The 2,556-nt window shown below is 41.8% G+C and carries 1 protein-coding gene; it reads left to right on the plus strand.

All coding sequences use genetic code 11. The annotated features are described in order from the left end of the window. Positions 1-2,526 (plus strand): DUF6603 domain-containing protein (locus tag H6S82_RS28360; RefSeq protein WP_199317983.1); only part of this gene is annotated, 2,526 nt, incomplete at its 5' end. Between the last annotated feature and the right edge of the window lie 30 nt (positions 2,527-2,556).

The following is a 2,556-nucleotide window of genomic DNA, read 5'->3' on the forward strand; positions in this document are numbered from 1 at the left end:
GGTAGCGGTAGCATTAGTCCCAGTCCGGCTCCTTCTGGTGCTAGTTTAGCGGCAAGCAGACAATTTTCATCACAGAGTCCTATTGCTAGTCCGACTTCCGAACAGCCCATTGTTGTCAAATCATCACTCACAGCAACAATATGCCAAAGATTGCAGAGCCTTTTAAAATGGCTAAAAGCCAAATTTGGGATACAGTCGGATACTTTACCCCAAACTGAAGAATTTTCATTAAAACCACAGGCTGAAATCTGGAATCCTGGTAGCCGTAGTTTCGCTCAAAGTGAAGAATTGCCAGTAAAGCAGCGTACTGCAATCAGGAATATTGGTACCCGTTTAGCGCCTAGTGGAGAATTTCGACTGGTTGCTTCCCCTAGAACTACCACACCGGAAGAAGATACCCCTATTACGATTGCTGATAACGGTGCATGGTTAACGGTGCAAAAATCCTTTGGGACAATTCACTTAGAAAAAGTTGGATTGATTTACAAAACAGGAGAAATTCATCTCACTCCTCAATTTATCGTTCAAGTATCTGATTTTTCTTTAGTTCTAAATGGACTTTCGATCAGCACTCCCCTCACCAATTTTAACCCCCAATTTAATCTGGATGGCTTTGGTTTAACCTACGAAAAGAACAGCTTAAATATTGCGGGTGCATTCCTCCGCAAAGAAAGAGCAGACTATGAAGAATACTTAGGAATGGTAACACTGGGAATGCAAACCAAAGGCAGTGGTGGAAAACAAAAATCCCTTTCCTTATCTGCTGTGGGTGCTTATGCTTATTATGGTAATGAACCATCCCTATTCCTGTATCTTGCTGTAGATTATCCTTTGGGTGGCCCTCCAGAAATATTTGTGACCGGATTGGCAGGAGGTTTTGGCTACAACCGTGACTTGATTGTACCTCCCTTGGGCGAAATTACTGAATTTCCTTTAGTAGCCCAAGCGCTTAGTGGTGTGGGCGATTTGAGCGGAGATCCGGGAGAGATTATTAATGAACAAATCGAGAGTTTAAGTAGATATATTCCCATTTCTCTTGACGCAGGTTTTTTAGCTATTGGAATCAAATTTACCACTTATAAATTACTCGATAGCTTTGCCTTGTTAACCCTAGCGCTCAGTGAAAATAACTTTGAACTCAATTTAATTGGTATTTCTACGTTAGTAGTTCCCCCATCAACTTCTTCTAGCATCGACCCAGTAGCGGTAGTACAATTAGCCCTACAAGCACGGTTTAGTCTTGCAGAAGGACTGCTCTTAGTTCAAGCAGAACTCACCCCAAACTCTTATATTCTGTCTCAAAAATGTCATTTAACCGGGGGTTTTGCTGCTGCTTTCTGGTTTGCTGGGGAACATGAAGGAGATTTTGTCATTACTTTAGGCGGTTATCATCCCAGTTTTAAGGTTCCCACTCATTATCCCACTGTACCCCGTTTAGGTTTTAATTGGCAGTTGGATAGTCATACTTCGATTACTGGAGAAGGCTATTTTGCTTTGTGTTCCCATGCAGTAATGGCGGGAGGATCGCTTAGTTTTCGTTATAAGAGTGGTTCGGTTCATGCTTTTTTTGAAGTGGGGGCTGACTTCCTCATCTGTTGGAAACCTTACTATTACGATATTAGCGCCCGAATCAGGATTAGTGGTGGGATTGGTATTATCAGTATCAGTCTGGGAGTTGAATTACATCTCTGGGGACCGGAACTGGGAGGCAAAGCTAAAATCGATCTTTGGATCGCTTCAGCTACAGTTAAATTCGGCGATCAAGGTTCCCGCGATCCACTTCCTATTGCTTGGGATGAGTTCAAATCTTCATTCTTACCTCAAGATACAGAAATTTGTAGCATTGCTGCTAGTAAGGGCTTAGTTAAGCAAATAACGCGAGGGGAAGAGGAAATCTGGATTATCAATCCTAAAACCTTGGAATTGGTGACAGATAGCTTTATTCCCTCGAAAAAAGCCTTTACTTGGGAAAAAGAGGAATCCATCGAGACTAATACAGGTTTTGCTATTAATCCGATGGGTATTAATAGTGATGAGTTAGAGACAACTCATAAGGTCACAATTAGTAAAGATGGAAATTCTGAAGATGCTAAAGCCAAGTTTAGCTTTGCACCTGTCACCAAAGCAGCGCCTACTGCAATTTGGGGAAAACCAAATCTGACAGATAAAGGGCGCTTAAAATTGCCTGAAGTGAATGGACAGCAATTTGAAAATGGCGTTTTCTCTGGTTTTCGTATTATTCCTGCCGAGTCGCCTAAAGCGGGTGAAAGCAACTCGATTGGGGTTGAACATTTACAGAATGAAACCTCACTCATTGACGATCGTTATAGTTGGCAAACTTTAGAAAAATTTGTGGCCAGTCCAGATTATACAGAGGAAATCGAAAAACGCGATCGCATTCGGGAAACTATCACAACTAACTCACAACGGGATGCGTTATTGCAAGCATTAGGATTTGCTCCAAGTCAAGTGCAAATTGATAGTGCGATCGCTGATAGTTTTGTTTTTGCTCCCCAAGTTAAATAAAACCCTAAATGTGGGAAAGTTTTCAACTAC

The organism is Planktothrix sp. FACHB-1355 (assembly GCF_014748295.1).
Taxonomy (GTDB): Bacteria; Cyanobacteriota; Cyanobacteriia; order Cyanobacteriales; family Aerosakkonemataceae; genus Aerosakkonema; species Aerosakkonema funiforme_A.